Below are 18,788 nucleotides of genomic sequence, written 5' to 3'. Positions count from 1 at the left end.
TCCCCGGGCTCACCAGCGGTAACGCAGGCTCGCGACGACCTTGCGGCCCTCGTCGAAGTAGCAGTAGTTGGACGTGCAGACCTGGCCGTCCTCGTCGAGCAGGTTGGAAGCGTTCACCTGCAGACGCAGCCCCTTCAGGCTCGGGTCGATGTTCTCCAGGTAATAGCGCAGCGCCGCGTCGAGATAGGTGCGGGGCTCGTTCTCGATGATCGGCCGATTGAGATTGTCGCCGAAGCTGGACCCTACATAGCGAACGCCGCCGGCGATACCCAGGCCGCGGGCCGGCCCCTCCTGGACCGTGTAGTCGAGCCACAGCGATGCCATGTGGTAGGGCACGCTCGTGAGGCGCTTTCCTTCCGTTTCAGGAGTCAGCTTGAGGATGCGGGCATCCGTGTAGGTATAGGAGGCCTGGACACTGAGTCCCTCCGCCAGGGAGGCGACGCCCTCGAGCTCGAATCCCTGCGAGCGCAGATCGAGCTGAACCTGACGGTTCGTGGCATCCACGACCTGATAGACCACCGCATTGTCCTGCCGGAGATCGAAGACGGCCGCACGCAGGGATGCATTCATGCCGGGCAGGTCGTATTTGACGCCAACCTCGACCTGCTCGCCCGTGGTGGGCTCCGCCACGCCGCCGCCCAGGATCGTGCCGGGGTTCGGCGTGAAGGACGTGCCGTAGCTCACGTATGGCGCCAATCCGAAATCCGTCACGTAGCCGAGGGCGGCGCGGCCCGTGAACTTGGTGTCGTCGCGGTCGTATTCGAAGCCTGCTGTGTTGTACTCGCTGGTCAGCCAGTCATGGCGACCGCCGAGGGTCAGGCGCCAGTTCTGCCACTTCACCTGATCCTGAATGTAGATCCCGGTCAGGGTCTGCGTCTGCTCCTCTCGATAATTGAGCACCGGATCGGTTCCGATCGGAATGACGCCGAAGCCCTGCTTGGATACATAGCTCAAGCGGCTGACGTCGAGGCCGGACAGGATCGTGTGATCGACGTCGCCGGTCCTCAGGCGGGTTTCCAGATGGGTGTCGCTGACGATGCCCCAGTTGTTCTCGCGCGTAAGGCCCGATCCTCCGTAGACGTATTCCTGATTGGTGCCGAGCGCCGAGAAGCGCGTGCGCTGGCGCAGGGTGAACATGTCGTTGAAGCGGTGCTCGAACTCGTAGCCAATCCGGCCCTGCTGCTGCCGGAAGTCGTTGTAGCGGGGATCGCCGGCGAAGACCCGGGTTGCGCCGACCGAGAGGCTGGTGGGGTTGCCTGCGGCATCAGTGGCATAGTTGTTGATGTACGCCGCGGTGCCGCCAGTGGTGGCATCCATGTACTCGCCGAGGAGCGTGAGGGTCGTCGAATCCGTCGGCTTCCAGGTCAGAGCGGGAGCGATGTAGGCGCGGTCGTCCCGCACCGCATCGATCTCCGTTCCCGCATCGCGGACGAGGCCGGTCAGCCGGTAGAACAGCGTGTTGTCGGACGTAACCGGTCCCGAGAGATCGAAGGCGCCCTGCAGGCGTCCATAGGAGCCCGTCTGCACTTCCACCTCCCGGAACGGGAGGAACGTCGGACGCTTGGAGATCAGGTCGACGATGCCGCCGGTGCTGCTCGCGCCATAGATCGAGGCGGCCGGTCCCCTCAGGATCGATATGCCCTCAAGCCCGTAGGGCTCAAGGCGGAACAGGCCGTTCGGGCTGTTCACCTGACGCAAGCCGTCCCGGAACACGCCGGTATAGGTGACATCGATGCCCCGGATCGAGAACGCGTCGTAGCGAGGATCGAAGCCATAGCTGCCGACCCGCGCGCCGGGGGTGTAAGACACCGCGTCGAGCAGGGATTGCGGCTTGCGATCCTCGAGCTGCTGCTGCGTGACGACGGACACGGACTGAGGCGTTTCGAGAACCGGCGTATCCGTCTTCGTCGCGCTTCGCGTTGCCGTGGCCACATAGCCGTTGGCCGTGATGGCTCCCTCCTGCCCTGCCCCCTGGCCTTCGACGGTGACCTCATCCAGTTGGATGGTGCGCGCCTCGTTCACCTGGGCGAGTGCTGCGCCCGGGACAAGAATGAGAGCGGAGGATGCAAGTAACGCAAGACGGAGATGCACGGCTGGAACTTTCATCAACATGACGATGGTTCCGCCGTAGCAAGACCAATATAGGCGAGTCAAATACTATAGTTTTTACTTATTTTAATCAAAAACTGGCAGTCTAGAATGGATCTATTCTATAATCATTCCAAATTGGTCGTCAAAAGCCTTCAAGCCGCAGCTAGGGCCATGAACGGACACTACAACGGAAGGCCCGTGTAATTCTCCGCCAGGGCAGATGCGGCCGCCCTCGATGCCCGGAGATAATCGAACTCCGCCCGCTGGATGCGCCGGCCGAATGCATCTGTGTCAGGAAAGGTGTGAAGGATAGAGGTCATCCACCACGAGAACCGCTCCGCCTTCCAGATCCGGGACAAGACACGCGCCGAGTACCCGTCGATTCCAGCATCCGACCGCTCGACATAGTGTTCGATCAGCGCCTCAGCCAAGGCGCCCACATCGCTTGCGGCAAGATTCAGGCCCTTGGCTCCGGTAGGCGGAACGATATGGGCCGCATCGCCGGCAAGGAAGAGGCGTCCGAACCGCAGAGGCTCGGCCACGAAGCTCCGCAAAGGCGTGATCGACTTCTCGATCGAGGGACCCGTCACCAGAGCTTCGGCCGCTCTCTCGTCCAGCCTGCGGCGAAGCTCGTCCCAGAAGCGATCGTCGGACCAATCCTCGATCCTCTCGCCGAGAGGCACCTGGACGTAGTAGCGGCTGCGGGTCGGGGAGCGCATGGAACAGAGGGCAAAGCCGCGCTCGTGGTGAGCATAGATCAACTCATCCGCCACGGGGGGCTTGTCCACGAGAATCCCAAGCCAGCCGAAGGGATAGACCCTTTCGAAAGTGCGCAACGCGCCCTCGGGGACGCTGGCGCGGGAGACGCCGTGGTAGCCGTCGCATCCCGCAATGAAGTCGCAGGCGAGTTCGTGCTCGATGCCATTCTTCGTATAGCGTACCGTGGGGGCATCGCTGTCGAAGTCGTGAAGCGAAACGTTCTCTGCTTCGTAGATGGTAGTCGCTCCCGAAGCATCGCGGGCCTGCATCAGGTCCCGCGTGACCTCCGTCTGCCCGTACACCGTAACAGTGCGGCCGATCAGCTCGCGGAAGTTGAAGCGGTGCCTGTCCCCGTCGAAGCAGAACTCCACGCCGTCATGAACGAGCCCCTCGGCGTGCAGCCTGCCGCCGACACCGGCTTTGTCCAGCAGCTCCACCGTCCCCTGCTCGAGAACGCCGGCACGGATCCGCCCGAGCACGTAGTCCTGGCTCCGGCGTTCGAGGATGACCGCATCGATCCCGGCTTTCTCCAGCAGGCGCCCGAGCAGAAGCCCGGCCGGGCCGGCCCCGATGATCGCAACCTGGGTCCGCATGCTCCCGTCTCCTCCCGATGGCGTGCGCCCATGACACGCCTTCCGGAACAGGATGTCGCCAGGCCGCCCTTCGGCCAATAGACAAAGCAGGCAATGAATTGGACAATTCGAACATCTATCCCGTTTCGAAAGGTCAGGCTCACGTGAGCACGGGTGGCATCCCAACCTACGCACTCTATGGGGAGGCCGCTGGCAGCGCAGCGGCAGACTGGGCCCATTGCGAAACCATCCAGGCCCGCAGCCGATTGCACAATTACAGGATTGAGCCCCACCGGCACGAGAAGCTGTTTCAGATCCTGCACCTCACGGGCGGCGCGGCCGACGTGCTGGTCGATGGGCAGAGCCGGAATCTGACGGGCCCCTCCGTCGTGACCATGCCTCCCATGGCCGTCCACGGCTACGCCTTCTCGACCGATGTGACGGGAAGCGTGCTGACCCTGTTCGAAAGCCGCCTGACCCAGGTCATGCCCGCAATGGACGGAATGCGGGATCTGTTGCGCACCGTCCGGATCATTCCCCTGCACGACCATGACGAGGCCGCCGGCACCCTGGCAGCCGACTTGGCCGCTCTTTCGGCAGAGTTTGCCAACCACCGCGCCGGAGGATCCGAGGCGCTCCAGGCGCGCGTGCTCCTGATCTTCATCACCCTGCACCGTCTGCTGAGCACCCGGTCGGAGGCAGGCTCCGGGGCCGGTCAGCGGGCGCATCTGCATGCCCTGCGCTTTCGGGAGCTGGTGGACAAGGAGTTCCGAAGCCACCGTCCCATTGCCTTCTATGCCTCCCGGCTTGGCCTCACCTCCCCCCATCTGAACAGGATCTGTCGCGAGCAGCTCGGCGACACAGCTCTCGGGGTCGTCCACCAGCGGCTCCTTCTCGAAGCCAAGCGCTATCTGACGTTCACGGCTTTGAGCGCGAAAGAGATCGCACTCCTGCTCGGGTTCGAGGATCCGGCCTATTTCGCCCGGTTCTTCAAGCAGAAGACCGGCCTTCCGCCTCTGGCCTTCAGGGCACGGCAGCAGAATGCGATAGCCTGAACCGGAAGGACGGCAGAACCTCGCATCATGCATGGCGTTACCCTTCCAGGAGGTGCGCCATGTCCGACAATGAACGGAAGAATCCAGGGGACGAGGATGTGCCGGGCACCAAGCAGACGGGCGAGAACATCTGCCCCACCTGCAGCGGCTCGGGCAAAATCGGGCAGAAACCCTGCCCCGATTGCGGAGGCTCCGGCCGGATCACGGCGATCGTCGGGGACACGTGACGGCTGCATTCAGCCTGATTGGCGGCCCGTGATGGTCAGGGCCTCCACAAGGGCGATTGCCCTGTTCAGGGCGGCGCCTGCCGAAACCGCCATCTGCGGCAGCACCATCCATTCGAGCGTCCAGGCTGCCCCCGAACGTTCGTTCTCGTGAACCAGAGCCTGATGAAGCGTTCCCAGCAGGCCGGCGTTGAACCGGGCGAGGGACACGAGGATTTCGGCCTGAACGGGATTCGCCTTGTGCGGCATGGCGGAGGATCCGCCCCCGCCTGCAAGGCGCACCTCCCCCACCTCGTTCTGGGCCATCAGCGCGATATCCTGCCCCATCTTCCCGAGAGTACCCGTGAGGAGCGAAAGCAAGGCGGCAAACTCCCCGATGCGGTCACGCTGCGAATGCCAGGAAGCAGCGACACCGAGTTCAAGGATCTCCGCCATGGCGCCGGCCACGGCATCCCCGTGTCCCTTGAGCTCGCCGCGAGTTCCGATGGGGCCGCCGAGCTGGAGGACCAGAAGGCGGGGAGCAAAGGCCTGCAAGGCCTCGCGGTGCCGCTCCAGCGGCGCGATCCAGGTCTCGATCTTGTCTGCTGCCGTGAACGGGAGCGCCTGCTGCATCCGCGTATGCGCGATCAGGCGCAACGAGCCGTCGCGCGCCCGCACGGCAGCAAGGCTCTGGATCAACCGGCTCAGGCGGCGCCCGAGGATCTCGATCGCGCTCTTCAGGCGCAGGACGAGTGCGGTGTCGATGATGTCCTGGCTGGTCGCTCCCAGATGGACGGCTCCGGCGTGATCCTCCCCGACGGCCACGCGCAGCTGCCTCACGAGTTCCGGGATGATGACCCCGTCCCGCGAAAGTCCGGAAGCGAGCTTCTCCCAATCGGGCCGGAAGGAGCGGCAGCTCTCGGCGATCCGGCGCGCCGCCTCATGGCTGATCAATCCGGCTCCTGCCTCGGCTTCGGCAAGGGCTGCCTCGACCCGCAGCATGGCTGCAAGTTCGGCTTCGTTGGAAAAGAGCGCCCCCACTTCCTCGTCACCGACGAGAGCCTGCAACAGCGGATGTGGGAGCCCCTGAGTCATGGTCGGCCGAAGCTTAGACAGACTCCAGGGCAATGGAAATGCCCTGCCCCACCCCGACGCACATGGTGGCAAGCGCCCGACGCTTGCCACGCAGCTTGAGCTCCAGCGCGGCCGTGCCGGTGATGCGCGCCCCGGACATGCCGAGCGGATGGCCGAGCGCGATGGCGCCGCCGTTCGGATTGACGTGCTCGGCATCCTCCGGAATGCCCAGTTCGCGCAGCACCGCGATGCCCTGGCTGGCAAAGGCCTCGTTGAGCTCCACCACATCGAAGTCCGAGGGTTTCACGTCCAGCCTGGCGCAGAGCTTCTTCGTGGCGGGAGCAGGCCCGATGCCCATGATCCGCGGCGCCACGCCGGCGGTCGCCCCGCCGACCACGCGGGCGATGGGCTCAAGGCCGAACTTCCGAACGGCCTCTTCCGAGGCCACGATCAGGGCAGCAGAGCCGTCATTGACGCCGGAGGCGTTGCCGGCGGTCACGGTACCATCCTTGCGGAACGGGGTCGGCAGCTTGGCGAGCTGCTCCAGGGTGGTGTCGCCGCGGGGATGCTCGTCCTTGTCGACCACCACCGGGTCGCCCTTCCGCTTCGGGATCGTGACGGGCACGATCTCCTGTGCCAAACGCCCGTTGGCCTGAGCGGCCGCCGCCTTCTTCTGCGAGCGCAGCGCGAAGGCATCCTGATCCTGCCGGGAGACGCCAAACTCGGCCGCCACGTTCTCCCCCGTTTCCGGCATGGAATCGACGCCGTACTGGCTCTTGATCAAGGGGTTGATGAAGCGCCAGCCGATGGTGGTGTCGAAGATCTCGGCGTTGCGGGAGAAAGCGGTGTCGGCCTTGGGCATGACGAAGGGCGCCCGCGACATGGATTCCACGCCGCCGGCGATCATGATCTCGGCCTCTCCCGCCTTGATGGCCCTCGCCGCGGCGATGACCGCATCCATGCCCGAGCCGCAGAGGCGGTTCATGGTCGTTCCGGGAATCGAGCCGGGCAGGCCCGCCAGCAGCACGGCCATGCGCGCCACGTTGCGGTTGTCCTCGCCCGCCTGGTTGGCGCAGCCATAGATCACGTCGTCCACCGCCTCGAAGTCGAGGTTCGGCAGGCGCTCCATGAGCGCTCTGAGAGGCACGGCTGCGAGATCGTCGGCGCGGACGCCCGACAGGGCGCCGCCATAGCGGCCGATCGGCGTGCGGACATAAGCGCAGATGAAAGCTTCACGCATCCTGTTTTCCCTTCTTGCCTCCATGCGCGCGCTCGGTCCTGGCCTGCAGCTCGCGCAACGTCGTCAGTTCGAGCTCGGACGGCGGCGGCGTTTCCTCAAGCTGGCCCGAGAAGCGCACCTTCCAGCCGCAGGTATCCTGTACCATATCCTTTGTCACGCCCCTGTGCATCGAGACGACGGTGAATTCCTTGGTTTCCGGATCGGGCTTCCAGATCGCCAGATCCGTGATCAGGAGGGTCGGCCCCTTGGTCGGGATGCCGAGGCGCTCGCGATGGTTGCCGCCCTCGCCGTGTCCGAAGGAGGTGTAGAAGTCGATCTTTTCCACCATGCCGCGGGTCGCCTGCTTCATGGTGATGAAGACCTGCCGGCATGAGGTGGCGATCTCGGGCGCGCCGCCCCCGCCCGGCAGACGCACCTTGGGCTTGTGGTAGTCCCCGATCACGGTGGTGTTGATGTTGCCGAACCGGTCGAGCTGGGCGGCGCCGAGGAAGCCGATGGAGATGCGCCCGCCCTGGAGCCAGTAGCGGAACATTTCCGGCACGGACACGGTCGTGACGGCCGTCTCGCACAGCTCGCCGTCGCCGATGGACAGGGGCAGCACGTTCGGCGCCGTGCCGATGGTGCCGCTCTCGTAGATCAGGGTGATGTCGGGAGCATGGGTAAGCCGCGCCACGTTGCAGGCCGCCGAGGGCGCCCCGATGCCCACGAAGCACACGTCGTCGTTGGACAGGGCGCGGGCCGCAGCGATGGTCATCATCTCGTTGGGCGTGAAGTCGGAAACGGACGTCATCTTACAGCTCCTTCACGCGAGCGGCGAAAATCTCGGGCCCCGCATCGAGCACGTTCTCCTTCATCCACGCCGTGAAGAGGTCGCGGTCGGCGGAGACCCTGTCCCATTCGAGATAGGCCGCGTTGTCGCGGTCGTAATAGCCATGGGTATAGGACGGATGCGCCCCGCCCGGCACCTCGACGATGGAGGTGACGGTCCAATGCGGGAGGATGCACAGATTGGGGTGGAGGTCGTCGAAATCGTCCACGATCTCCTCGACCGTCACCACGGAGCGCTTCGAGGCCAGGACCGCCTCCTTCTGCACGCCGACGATGCCCTCGATCAGCACGTCCCCGCGCCTGTTGGCCTTCTGGGCGTGGATGAAGGCTACGTCCGGCCGGTGGGCCGGCACGGCGGCAAGTTCCTCGCCCGTGAAGGGGCAGGTGACGCTTCTGATGTTCGGGTTGACCTCCCTGAGCCCGGCTCCGCGATAGCCGCGGAAAATGGCGCAGGGCAGCCCGGCCGCGCCCGCCTCGTAGGCATTGGCCATGGCCGCATGGCTGTGCTCCTCCGTCTCGATGGCCCGGGGCCAGCCATTCTCGATGGCATCGCGCATCCGGCGCAGGAGGCCGACGCCGGGATTGCCGGCGTACGAAAAGACCACCTTCTTCGCGAGTCCCATGCCGATCATCTGGTCGTAGATGATGTCGGGTGTCATGCGGATCAGCGTCAGGTCCTTGATGCCCTGGCGGATCGCCTCATGGGCCGCGGCGTGGGGGATGAGATGGGTGAACCCCTCGAAGGCGACGGTGTCGCCATCGCGAAGGTTTTCGGCAACAGCCTCCTTGAGGCTCTGAAACTTGGCCATGGTCTGCTTTCGAAACGGCTGTCAGATGTCGAAGAACACGGTTTCCTTCTCACCCTGGAGGTGAATGTCGAAGGTATAGGTCGGAAGCCCCTTCTCCTCGCTCCGGGCGGCGATCAGGGTCTGGACCCGGTGCTTGTGCTCGATGCGGGCGAGAACCGGGCATTCCGCATTGGCCGCCTCCTCGTCGCCGAAGTACAGGCGGGTGTGCAGCCCGATATTGATCCCCCGTGCCACGATCCAGAACGTGATGTGAGGCGCCATGAGACGCCCGTCCTTGTAAGGCACGCGCCCGGGCTTGATCGTCTCGAAGCGATACTCGCCGGTCACCCCGTCCGTCGGCTGGCGGCCCCAGCCTACGAAGTTCGGATCGGCCTTGCCGCGCCTTTCCTCAGGGCTGTTGTAGAGCCCGTCCGCATCCGCCTGCCAGATTTCGATCAGGGCGTCCTTGAGCGGCGTTCCGCTGCCGTCGAACACCCGCCCCTTGATGATGATCCGCTCCCCTCTGGTGTCGGGGCCGATCAGAACGAGACCGAGATCCTCTTCCCACACGCCGGTGATCTCGACCCAGTTCGGGGTCGCTCCGATATGGACATATGGCCCGGCCGTTTGAGAGGGCGATTCCTTCAAGGTCTTGAGCCTCTGGAACATCAGTTCCCCTCCATCCGGTTCTCGAACATGGTCGAGCGGCGTCCGCGCAGAACGATGTCGAACTTGTAGGCCAGCGAGTCCATGGGCAGGGTAGCGTTGCGGTCGAGCGAAGCGATCAGCATCTCGATGCCTGCCTTGTCCGGAATGGTCGAAACGATGGGGCACTGCCAGATCATCGGGTCGCCCTCGAAGTACATCTGCGTGATCAGGCGCTGGGCGAAGGCATGGCCGAAGATGGAGAAGTGGATATGGGCCGGGCGCCAGTCGTTCACTCCGTTCGGCCACGGATAGGCGCCGGGCTTGATGGTGCGGAACCAGTAGCGACCTTCCTCGTCGGTGATGGTGCGCCCGCAGCCGCCGAAATTGGGGTCGAGGGCGGCCAGATACGTTTCCTTCTTATGGCGGTAGCGCCCGCCGGCATTGGCCTGCCAGAACTCCAAGAGAGCCCCCGGCACGGGGCGCGCGTTCTCGTCCAGCACCCGGCCATAGACGATGATTCGCTGTCCGATGGGATCGCCGGTCTTGGCGTAGTTGCGGATCAGGTCGTTGTCGAGCGGTCCGATCTTATTGTGACCGAACCGGGGCCCCGTCATTTCCGAGATCGTGTTCTCGAGCGACAGGAGCGGGTATTGCGGCGAGCGCAGCACCGAAGTCTTGTACTGCGGCGTGAAGGCAGCAGGATGCCAGCTCCGGTCCCGCTGATAGAACGATCCTTGATCCGACATCTTCCCTTCCCTTCCAGCACTCCGTGACGCTGCCAGAGCTCCCTGCCCTATGCCCGAGACGCGGGATCCGCTTCCATATCCGCAAAGGTCTTCTTGACGATCTTGAAGGCATGGTTGGCGGCCGGAACGCCCGCATAGACAGCCACGTGCAGCAACGCCTCCCTGATGTCCTCCTTGGTCGCCCCCGTATTGCGCGTGGCGCGCACATGCATGGCGACCTCCTCGTCCTGGCCGAGGGCGGCGAGAAGCGCGATGGTTACGATGGAGCGTTCCCGCTTCGTGAGTCCGGGACGCGACCAGACCGAGCCCCAGGCCCCCTCGGTGATGAAGGTCTGGAAGTCGGCGTCGAACTCCGTCATCTGCGCCGTCGCCCGGTCCACATGGGCGTCACCCAGCACCTGTCGTCTGACGGCCATTCCCGCCCTGTAGCGTTCGCTGCGTTCGTTGTCAGACAATCCTGGCCTCCTGAAGATGACGGCCGACGAGTTCTGCCAGGACGGCAGGCTTCTCGACGCATGGAATATGCCCCGATCCGTCGATCATCTCGAAACGGGCACCGGGAATGAGGCCTGCCGTATGGCGCACTACGTCGGCAGGGGTGGAACCGTCCTGGTCCCCGGCGACGCAGAGCGTCTGAGCCTCGATGCGCCCGGCATCCGCCGTCAGGTCCGTATCCCGTATCGCCGCGCAGGTTCCAGCATATCCCCGGGCCGGTGTACGGACCAGCATGTTGCGCCAGCCGGCGACCTCGTCCGGGCGGGTTTCCCGGAAGCGGGGCGTGAACCAGCGCTGCAGGATGTTGTCGGCAATCGGCTCGATTCCGCCGGCCTCCACGGCGGCAATGCGTTCCGCCCAGAGTTCCGGCGTTCCGATCTTTGCCGCCGTGCAGCAGAGAGTCAGCGCCTGGACCCGGTCCGGCGTCCGCACGGCGAGGCGCTGCGCGATCATGCCGCCCACCGAGAGCCCGACCAAGGATGTTCTGCCGATCCCGAGATGATCGAGCAGGGCCAGAAGATCGTCCACGTGGTCGTCCATGGTGTACGGGCCTAGCGGGGCGTCCGAGAGGCCATGCCCGCGCTTGTCGTAGAGCACGATGCGGAGCCTGTTCGCGAGCGCCGCCACCACATCCTGCCAGATGCGGAAGTCGCTCCCCAAGGAATTGATGAACACCAGGGCAGGAGCTCCGGACTTTCCATCGGTCCGGTAGTGCAGAACTGTTCCGTTCGCGCGTGCGAATGCCATTGTTGACCTCAGTGAAGCGAGCCGACGCCGATGTACTGCTCGACGAGCGCGTGGTCGGCCCGAAGAGCCTCGCTCGTTCCCTGCCAGGCAATGCGCCCGCGCTCCAGGATCAGGACGGATTCCGCGAAATCGAGGGCGCTTTCCAGCCGCTGCTCCACGAGCAGGATCGTCATCTCGCCGCTGGAGGCCAGCCGGGTGAAGGCTGCCATGAGTTCTTCGCAGATGACGGGCGCCAATCCCTCGAGGGGCTCGTCGAGGAGGAGCACCGAGGGGCGTCCGAGGATCGTGCGGGCGGTGGAGAGCATCTGCTGCTCTCCGCCCGACAGCTGCCAACCGAGATTGCCGCGCCGTTCGTAGAGCCGGGGGAACATGTCGTAGGCTTCCTGAATGACGCTGCGCGGTCGGTCCTTCACGCCGACAATGAGGTTCTCCTCCACTGTCAGGGAGCGGAAGATGTCCCGGGTCTGCGGCACAAGGCCGATGCCCCTGCGGGCGCGCTCCGAACTCCGGAGGGATGAAACGTCCGCGCCATCCACACGGATCTCGCCGGCATAGCGGCGTGTCAGCCCCATGAGCGTGGAAAGCAGCGTCGTCTTGCCCATCCCGTTGCGGCCCAGGATCGACAGGCGTGCGCCGGGAGGCACCGAAAAGGACAGGTCCTCCAGCACCACGGTCGGGCCGTAGCCCGCGCTCAATCCGCGGATCTCAAGCGACGCTGCGGGCATGGGCATAGTTCCCCAGATAGGCTTCTCGGACCTTCTCGTTGGCCGCAACCTCGGATGGAAGGCCCTGGAAGATGATCTCGCCGGCAGCCAGCACCGCCACGCGCCTCGCGAAGCGGAAGACAAGGTCCATGTCGTGCTCGATCATGAGCACGGCCAGGGTCTTCGGCAGCCGCTCGAGCGCGTGCTCTATCCTCGGCGTTTCGCTGGACGGCACGCCGGCAGCCGGCTCGTCGAGCAGAAGGACTTTCGGGCGGAGAGCCAAGGCGATACCGATCTCGAGCAGCCGCTGCTGGCCGTAGGCGATCTCGCGGACCCTGCGCCGCGCGACTTCCAGGAGTCCCAGGGTGGACAGGATGGTCTCTACCTCGCCTGCGACTTCCGAGTTGCCGTGGAAGCGGCTCAGGATACGGGTGGCCCTGCCCTCCCGCTGCAGAACCGTGAGGGTGACATGCTCCTCGGGCGTCATGTCCGAGAAGAGGCGCGTCACCTGAAACGTGCGCACCAGCCCCCTTCGAACCCGCTGAACCGCCCCGAGCCGGGTGACATCCTCGCCATTGAGCACGACTTGGCCCGCACTTGGCTGCAGCTGCCCTGTCACGAGATTGACGAAGGTGGTCTTGCCTGCCCCGTTCGGGCCGATCAGGGCGATCCTGTCGCCCTCCTGCATCGCGAGTGAGATGTTGCGGCTCACGGCGAGGCCGCCGAAGCTCTTGGTGAGCCCTTCGACGCGGAACAACTCGCTCATGTCCGCTTCTCCTTTCTGCGCCGGGAGATTCCGGACATCCTGTCGAGAAGGCCGCTCAATCCGCCGGGAGCCGCCAGCACCACGCCGATCAGCAGCGCTCCGACCATCGTCATCCAATGGAACGGATTGATGGCGGAGACCACATGCTCGAACCCCATGAAGATCACGGTGCCAACCAAGGCGCCATAAAGGGTACCGAGCCCGCCCAACACGAGCATCACGAGAGCGTTAGCGGAGAGCTCGAAACTGACGCTGTCGAGGCCGACCACCTGCGTCGATATCGCAGCCAGCGCACCGCCGATACCCGCAACCGCACCCGAAATCACGAACATCTTGAGGAGCACCGGGAATACGAAGGCCCCCATGGCTCGAATCCGGACCGGATCCTCCTTGATGCCCCGGCACAGCATTCCGAAGGGAGACGATACGATGAACCTCAAGGAGGCGAAAACGACGATCAGAAGCGCGAGCCCGAAAAGATAGGCCGTCCGGCCCCAGAGATCGAACTCGAAGGCGCCGAAGAGCGGGCTCACCATTAGCCCGGCGAGACCGTCGCTGCCTCCGGTATAGGCGGAGGCCTTGTTGGCCGCTTCGTGGAAGAGCTGCACGATCGCAATGGAGAGAACCAGCTGCGCCAGTCCATGGGCCCGCAGCATGATCGTGCCCATGAAAAGCCCCGCCACTGCCCCGGCCACGGCACCAATCAGGATCAGCGTCAGGGGCTCAGTCACGCCGTTCACGCAGGCGATACCGGCCGCGTAGGCGCCGGCCCCGAAAAGCGCGGCCTGCCCCAGCGTCGCAACACCGCCATACCCGGTGACGAGGTCGATGGAGAGCACCAGAAGGGCGACGGCGATGACCCGGGTCAGGAGCGCCAGATTGTCCGGGAACAGCCAGTAGCCGGCCAGCCCTGCGGCGAGGATCAGCGTCACGCCGACCGCATCGCGCGCCCAGCGGTAGCCGGCTGAGGAGGAGGTTGCGATCTCTGGTGTCTGAGCGGCGACCTGCACCTTACTGAGCCCTTCCGAAGAAGCCGCGCGGGAACACGCAGACGATGGCGATGACGGCGGCATAGAAGAAGAAATTGCCAAATTCCGGCATCAGGTAGCGCCCGGTGGTGTCCACGGCGCCGAGGAGGAGACAGGCGACCACGGCACCGAGGATCGACCCGGCACCGCCCACGGATACCACGACCAGGAACGTCACCATGTAGCGCAGGGCATAGTAGGGCTCGATGGGCAGGAACTCGGCGCCAACCACGCCGCCGAGCGCCGCGAGACCGATGGCGATGGCGAAGCTGATCGCATAGACCACCTGCGTCCGGACGCCGAGGGCATCGGCCATGGCTGCATTGTCGACGGTGGCCCGCAGCTTGATTCCGAAGGAGGTCCTCTCGATCAGGAACCAGAGGCCGCCCGCCACCACGAGTCCGCAGGCCACGACGAAGAGCCTGTGCCCGGCGATGGTGCGGAACCCGACATCCACGGGCTGCGTCAGGCTTCCGGGAAGCGGAATGGTCTTCAGGGTCGGACCGAAGAAGTAGTTGGTGATGCCGATCACGCAGAAGGTGATGCCGATGGTCATCAGCACCTGCGTGAGTTCCGGGCTGCCGTAGATCCGCCGGTAGAGGAGCCTCTCCAGGGGGATCGAGATCACAATGGTCCCGATGATCGCCAGGAAGATCGCCACGGCGTAGCCGAGACCAAGATCCCTCGCTGCATAGGAAGCGATGTAGCCGGCAATCATGGCGAAGGCGCCATGCGCCAGGTTCACGACCCGCATGAGGCCCATGGTCAGGGACAGGCCGATGCAGATGATGAAGAGCGCCATGCCATAGGCAAAGGCATCGATGGCTATGCTGAGGGCAGTCTGCATCAGGGCTTCCGGTCTATCGGTCCTGCTGAAGGCAGGGCGGGCTCAGCAGAGCCGCGCCTTGTCGGGCTGGTGGGTGCCTGCCCTACTGGGTGGCGAGACCAGGATCCTTCTGGTTCGGGAAGGTCTGGATCTCCTTGTTGTAGGTCTTGCCGTCCGGACCCTTCGCCACCTCGCGCAGGTAGATGTTCTCCGTAATGTGGCGGGTTTCGGCGTCGATGCTCACCGGACCGCGTGGGCTGGTCCAGGCCATGCCCTTCACCGCATCGACGGCCTTCTGGGCGTCCTGCTTGCCATCCGTCGCCTCGATCATCTTGTAGATGACATGCATGCCGTCGAACGCGCCCACGGCCGGGAAGGAGAGCTGCTCGACACTGCCGATGGCCTTGGTCGCGGCCTCGACGAAGCGCTTGTTCTCGGGAGAATCGTGGGAGACGGAGTAGTGGAAGGTCGTGAGCAGGCCCAAGGCCGCGTCGCCGAGCGCCGGCAGGTCGGATTCCTGGGTCAGGTCGCCGGGAGCGAAGAACTTGATGCCGGCCTGTTTCAAGCCGGTCTCGTTGTAGGCCTTCACGAACCCGAGGGTGGTGGGGCCTGACGGCAGGAAGGCGAACACGGCTTCGGCGCCGGAATCGCGCACGCGCTGCATGATCGGGCTGAAGTCGGTGGTGTTCAGCGGCATCCTGACGGCTTCAACCACCTTTCCGCCCGCCGCCTCGAAGGCCTTCTTGAAGGCGTTTTCCGCATCGACGCCCGGCCCGTAGTCGCTCACGGCCGAGATCACCTTCTTCACCCCGCGCTCGACCGCAATCTTGCCCAGCGGAGTCGTGGTCTGCGCCGTCGTGAAGGATGTGCGCACCACGAAAGGCGACTGGGTCATGATGGCGGAGGTCGCCGCATTGAAGATCACGAGAGGCGTGTTCGCCTGCTTCAGCAGCGGGGTGATGGCCATGGCATCGGGCGTGAAGTAGACGCCGCCCAGATACTGCACCTTATCCTTGACGATCAGCTCCTGCGCGAGGGCCCGGGACTGAGCCGGATTGGCCGCCGGCAGGTCGCGGTAGATGACCTCGATCTCATGGCCCTTCACTGATTTCCCGTTCAGCGCCATGTAGGCTTCGACGCCCGCCTGGAAGTTCTTACCCTGAAGGGCGAAGGGTCCGGAGAACGGACCGATGATGCCGACCTTGATCGTCTCGGCCATGGCGGGGACGGAGCCCAGCAGGAGGGCGCCCACGGCGACGCCCAGGATCTTCTTAGCAACCTTCATTTCCTTCTCCTCCCTCTCAACAGCCCCGATCTCGCTTGAAAGGATCGCGGTCTTCTCGTTCTAATGTCTAGCCTGTGTGCGCTTTGCGAACATTGAAAGATATATCGCACATGAAGTATGATTCAGGGCAATGGTGTCAAGGCTACCAAAGTTCAGCGCACCTCTCCTGGAGAACGGAATGCAGCATCAGCAGAGCGACGACGCGGCAAGCATGGATCGGGATTTCGTTGCGAGTCTCGAGAAAGGCCTGCTGGTCATCGAGGCCTTCGATGCGAACCGCCCGCGTCTGACCCTCTCCGACGTGGCGAGGCTGACGGGCATCAGCCGGGCGGCGGCAAGACGCTATCTCCTGACGCTGACCAAGCTGAACTATGCGGATTTCGACGGGCGCTACTTCAGTCTTAGCCCACGCATTCTGAGGCTCGGTTATGCCTATCTGTCCTCCGCCTCCCTGCCGGCACGGGTGCAGCCTTTTCTGGAACGAGTCTCGGAGGAAACGGGCGAGTCGAGCTCGGCCGCGATCCTCGACGGGGACGACATCGTCTATATCGCCCGCTCCGCAACGCGCCGGATCATGTCTATCGGCCTGGGCGTCGGCAGCCGCCTGCCGGCCTATTGCACCTCGCTCGGCCGTGCGATCCTGGCCTATCAGCCTGAGCAGGAATTGGAGGCCTACCTTCGGCGGGTCCACCTCGAACCCAGAACTCCGAAGACCGTCACCGACAAGGCCAAGCTCCGTGCAATTCTGGAATCCGTCCGGAACCAGGGCTATTCCCTCGTCAACGAGGAGCTCGAATTCGGGCTGCGCTCCATCGCCGTGCCGGTGGTTCAGAAGAACGGTCAGGTGACCATCGCCCTCAACCTCAGCGCTCAGGCGGGCCGGATTTCGGCCGACGAGATGACCGGGCGCTTCCTTCCTGCCCTCAGATCCGCCAGCGACGCATTGCGCTATACGCTCTAGCTTCTGCGCCTTGGTTCACCCCTGCTCGGCGGAGCGACGGCTCCGCCCACCGCAGCGATAGGGACCTTAGCACGAGCGACTGCTCCCTGCAGCCGCTGCAACGATCATGCAACATACTGATTGAAAAAGTAAATTTCCCTAGGCAGCTGTCGACCGCTCTGCCCGGCCAGCCGACGATGGCAGGTGGGCGCAGCGCTCGTTTGATCTGCATCAATGCCTCTTGGGTGCGTCGCACATAAACGAGTCTGCTGACGGTAAAGCTCAAGGCTTTGCCGATAATCTCCAAAAGGTTGAAGCCTATGGCTCAAGCGGCAGCACCCTCAAAAGGAATGACCTTCGGCGAAGCGGGCTCGGCCCTGGCCTTTGCCGGCCTGGCACTCCTCAGCATCATCATCGCGGCGAAGGCCTATACCCCTGAATACGCCTTCCATGCCTACCTCTTCGCAGCGGCCAGCGTCGCGTCCGTGTTCGCGATCGTGAACCGGTATCATGAGCGTCCCGCTCAGCTGCCTCCGCTCACCATCGGCGGCAAGCCGAACTACAACATGGGGCCGGTCAAGTTTGCGACCGTCGCCTCCGTCATCTGGGGCATCGCCGGGTTCGCGATCGGCCTGCTGATCGCGACCCAGCTGGCCTTCCCGGCGCTCAACCTCGACACCGCCTGGCTGTCCTTCGGGCGCATGAGGCCGCTGCACACCTCGGCGGTGATCTTCGCCTTCGGCGGCAACGTGCTGATCGCCTCGTCGTTCTACGTGGTGCAGCGCACCTGCCGCGCCCGCCTCGCCGGCGATATCGCACCCTGGTTCGTGGTGCTGGGCTACAACTTCTTCATCGTCATCGCGGGCACGGGCTACCTGCTCGGCATCACCCAGGGCAAGGAATACGCCGAGCCCGAGTGGTATGCCGACCTGTGGCTGACGGTCGTGTGGGTCGCCTACTTCCTCGTCTTCCTCGGCACGGTCATGCGCCGCAAGGAGCCCCACATCTATGTGGCAAACTGGTTCTATCTCGCCTTCATCCTGACCATTGCGGTCCTGCATCTGGGCAACAACGCGACGATCCCCGTCTCGCCGTTCTCGCCCAAGAGCTACATCGTGTGGTCGGGGGTGCAGGATGCCCTGGTTCAGTGGTGGTACGGCCATAACGCGGTCGGCTTCTTCCTCACCGCCGGCTTCCTCGCGATCATGTACTACTTCATCCCGAAGCGGGCCGAGCGGCCGGTCTATTCCTACCGCCTCTCCATCATCCACTTCTGGGCCCTGATCTTCATGTACATCTGGGCAGGTCCCCACCACCTCCATTACACGGCCCTGCCCGACTGGGCCCAGACGCTCGGCATGGTGTTCTCGGTCATGCTGTGGATGCCCTCCTGGGGCGGCATGATCAACGGCCTGATGACCCTTTCCGGCGCCTGGGACAAGCTCCGCACGGATCCGGTGCTGCGCCTGATGGTCGTGTCGGTCGCCTTCTACGGCATGTCGACCTTCGAAGGCCCGCTCATGTCCGTGAAGGCCGTGAACTCCCTGTCGCACTATACCGACTGGACCATCGGCCACGTGCATTCCGGCGCTCTGGGCTGGGTGGCCTACGTCTCCTTCGGCGCGATCTACTGCCTCGTTCCGTGGCTGTGGAACAAGAAGGAGCTGTACTCCATGAAGGCCGTCTCCTGGCACTTCTGGATCTCGACGCTCGGCATCGTCCTGTACATCTCGTCGATGTGGGTTGCGGGCATCCTTCAGGGCCTCATGTGGCGCGCCTACACCAGCCTCGGCTTCCTCGAGTACTCGTTCATCGAGACCGTCGAGGCCATGCATCCCTTCTACGTCATCCGTGCACTCGGCGGCGCGCTCTTCGTGGCCGGTTCCCTGATCATGGCCTGGAACGTCTGGAAGACGATCTCGGCCGGTCAGGAGGCCGAGGAAGAAGTGCAAGTCACCCGGCCCGCGCTGATCGCCGCAGAGTAAAGGAACCC

The 18,788-nt window shown here is 64.3% G+C and carries 19 protein-coding genes; 4 read left to right on the top strand and 15 right to left on the bottom strand.

Annotated features, from left to right (window positions below; translation table 11 throughout):
• Positions 1–9: 9 nt before the first annotated feature.
• Positions 10–2,112, bottom strand: coding sequence for a TonB-dependent siderophore receptor (locus GR303_RS21760; RefSeq protein ID WP_161726118.1), 2,103 nt, complete (start codon positions 2,110–2,112; stop codon positions 10–12).
• 161 nt (positions 2,113–2,273) lie between these two features.
• Positions 2,274–3,443, bottom strand: coding sequence for a 4-hydroxybenzoate 3-monooxygenase (pobA, locus tag GR303_RS21755; protein WP_161726120.1), 1,170 nt, complete (start codon positions 3,441–3,443; stop codon positions 2,274–2,276).
• Positions 3,444–3,541: 98 nt separating this feature from the next.
• Here pobA and GR303_RS21750 point away from each other — a divergent pair, with 98 nt between their 5' ends.
• Together GR303_RS21750 and GR303_RS24415 are read left to right on the top strand one after the other, a co-directional pair.
• Complete coding sequence (locus GR303_RS21750) at positions 3,542–4,477, top strand: helix-turn-helix domain-containing protein (protein WP_161747606.1); 936 nt, start codon at positions 3,542–3,544, stop codon at positions 4,475–4,477.
• Between the two features lie 59 nt (positions 4,478–4,536).
• Positions 4,537–4,704, top strand: coding sequence for a hypothetical protein (locus GR303_RS24415; RefSeq protein WP_201752183.1), 168 nt, complete (start codon positions 4,537–4,539; stop codon positions 4,702–4,704).
• Between the two features lie 9 nt (positions 4,705–4,713).
• On the opposite strand, the gene GR303_RS21745 is transcribed toward GR303_RS24415, so the two are convergent.
• The 13 genes from GR303_RS21745 to GR303_RS21685 all read right to left on the bottom strand — a co-directional run bounded on the left by GR303_RS21745 (position 4,714) and on the right by GR303_RS21685 (position 15,855).
• Positions 4,714–5,748: a 3-carboxy-cis,cis-muconate cycloisomerase gene (locus GR303_RS21745; RefSeq protein WP_343038492.1), complete on the bottom strand. Its 1,035-nt coding sequence runs from the start codon at positions 5,746–5,748 to the stop codon at positions 4,714–4,716.
• Between the two features lie 40 nt (positions 5,749–5,788).
• Positions 5,789–6,994, bottom strand: coding sequence for a 3-oxoadipyl-CoA thiolase (pcaF, locus tag GR303_RS21740; protein WP_161726125.1), 1,206 nt, complete (start codon positions 6,992–6,994; stop codon positions 5,789–5,791).
• Positions 6,987–7,784: a CoA-transferase subunit beta gene (locus tag GR303_RS21735; protein ID WP_161726126.1), complete on the bottom strand. Its 798-nt coding sequence runs from the start codon at positions 7,782–7,784 to the stop codon at positions 6,987–6,989. Before GR303_RS21735 ends, pcaF begins: the two co-directional genes overlap by 8 nt.
• A gap of 1 nt (position 7,785) precedes the next feature.
• Positions 7,786–8,631, bottom strand: a complete 846-nt coding sequence (locus tag GR303_RS21730) for a CoA transferase subunit A (protein WP_161726128.1) — start codon at positions 8,629–8,631, stop codon at positions 7,786–7,788.
• Positions 8,632–8,652: 21 nt separating this feature from the next.
• Positions 8,653–9,279, bottom strand: coding sequence for a protocatechuate 3,4-dioxygenase subunit alpha (gene pcaG, locus GR303_RS21725; RefSeq protein ID WP_161726130.1), 627 nt, complete (start codon positions 9,277–9,279; stop codon positions 8,653–8,655).
• A complete protein-coding gene (gene pcaH, locus GR303_RS21720) occupies positions 9,279–10,004 on the bottom strand; it encodes a protocatechuate 3,4-dioxygenase subunit beta (protein ID WP_161726132.1) in 726 nt (241 codons plus the stop codon). The genes pcaG and pcaH overlap by 1 nt, the downstream gene beginning before the upstream one ends.
• Positions 10,005–10,051: 47 nt before the next feature.
• On the bottom strand, positions 10,052–10,459 hold the full coding sequence (gene pcaC / locus GR303_RS21715; protein WP_161726134.1) for a 4-carboxymuconolactone decarboxylase: 408 nt from the start codon (positions 10,457–10,459) through the stop codon (positions 10,052–10,054).
• The gene (pcaD, locus tag GR303_RS21710) at positions 10,452–11,246 is read right to left on the bottom strand and encodes a 3-oxoadipate enol-lactonase (protein WP_161726136.1); all 795 of its coding nucleotides are present in this window, start codon (positions 11,244–11,246) and stop codon (positions 10,452–10,454) included. Before pcaD ends, pcaC begins: the two co-directional genes overlap by 8 nt.
• A gap of 8 nt (positions 11,247–11,254) precedes the next feature.
• The gene (locus GR303_RS21705; RefSeq protein WP_161726137.1) at positions 11,255–11,971 is read right to left on the bottom strand and encodes an ABC transporter ATP-binding protein; all 717 of its coding nucleotides are present in this window, start codon (positions 11,969–11,971) and stop codon (positions 11,255–11,257) included.
• Positions 11,952–12,716, bottom strand: coding sequence for an ABC transporter ATP-binding protein (locus GR303_RS21700; RefSeq protein WP_161726139.1), 765 nt, complete (start codon positions 12,714–12,716; stop codon positions 11,952–11,954). The genes GR303_RS21705 and GR303_RS21700 overlap by 20 nt, the downstream gene beginning before the upstream one ends.
• The gene (locus tag GR303_RS21695) at positions 12,713–13,699 is read right to left on the bottom strand and encodes a branched-chain amino acid ABC transporter permease (RefSeq protein ID WP_343038493.1); all 987 of its coding nucleotides are present in this window, start codon (positions 13,697–13,699) and stop codon (positions 12,713–12,715) included. Before GR303_RS21695 ends, GR303_RS21700 begins: the two co-directional genes overlap by 4 nt.
• Before the next feature lie 28 nt (positions 13,700–13,727).
• Entirely contained in the window at positions 13,728–14,591 is an 864-nt protein-coding gene (locus GR303_RS21690; protein WP_161726142.1) for a branched-chain amino acid ABC transporter permease, read from the bottom strand.
• 82 nt (positions 14,592–14,673) lie between these two features.
• Positions 14,674–15,855, bottom strand: a complete 1,182-nt coding sequence (locus GR303_RS21685; protein ID WP_161726144.1) for an ABC transporter substrate-binding protein — start codon at positions 15,853–15,855, stop codon at positions 14,674–14,676.
• 178 nt (positions 15,856–16,033) lie between these two features.
• On the opposite strand from GR303_RS21685, the gene GR303_RS21680 reads away from it, so the two are divergent.
• A complete protein-coding gene (locus GR303_RS21680; protein WP_161726145.1) occupies positions 16,034–16,816 on the top strand; it encodes an IclR family transcriptional regulator in 783 nt (260 codons plus the stop codon).
• A 329-nt stretch (positions 16,817–17,145) separates the two neighbouring features.
• Positions 17,146–18,780: a cytochrome-c oxidase, cbb3-type subunit I gene (gene ccoN, locus GR303_RS21675; RefSeq protein WP_425487135.1), complete on the top strand. Its 1,635-nt coding sequence runs from the start codon at positions 17,146–17,148 to the stop codon at positions 18,778–18,780.
• The last annotated feature ends 8 nt before the right edge of the window (positions 18,781–18,788 follow it).

It is taken from the genome of Microvirga arsenatis (assembly GCF_009910705.1).
In the GTDB taxonomy this organism is placed as follows: domain Bacteria; phylum Pseudomonadota; class Alphaproteobacteria; order Rhizobiales; family Beijerinckiaceae; genus Microvirga; species Microvirga arsenatis.
This window is presented reverse-complemented; position numbering and strand designations above follow the sequence as displayed.